The organism is Streptomyces bugieae (genome assembly GCF_036352915.1).
In the GTDB taxonomy this organism is placed as follows: domain Bacteria; phylum Actinomycetota; class Actinomycetes; order Streptomycetales; family Streptomycetaceae; genus Streptomyces; species Streptomyces endophytica.
Genome location: NZ_JAZBJP010000240.1, coordinates 1 through 383, shown reverse-complemented (window position 1 = coordinate 383; position 383 = coordinate 1). Strand labels below are relative to the sequence as shown.

Here is a 383-nt window from a genome sequence, read left to right as displayed (position 1 = left end):
GCGCCAGCTGCGCACCCGCGTACGGGTCGAGCTTGGCGTACCGGCCGTTGCCGTCCGTGGCCAGCGCGACGCCCAGGTTGGTGTCGGCGTCGATCCGCACCATGCCCGCGTCCTCGGGCTGCGCGAGCACCGTGTTGCCCTGGACGAAACGGTCGTACTGGTCGGTGATCCACGCCTTGGACGCCTGGTTGGGGTGCCCCACCAGCTGCAGGACCTGCTGCTTGAGCTCCTCGCCGCCCGTCGGACGCGGCAGCTTGCCCGCGTCGTCGGCCTGCAGGGCGTCCTGCCAGTCGGGGCGGGCGTAGGGGCGCTGGTAGACCGGGCCCTCGTGGGCGACGGTGCGCGGCGGAACATCGACGATCTGCTCGCCGTGCCAGAAGATC

1 pseudogene is annotated in these 383 nt (G+C 72.1%); it reads right to left on the bottom strand.

What is annotated here, in order from left to right:
- A pseudogene (locus tag V2J85_RS41065) lies at positions 1-383 on the bottom strand (phosphoribosylformylglycinamidine synthase subunit PurL); the annotation flags it as partial.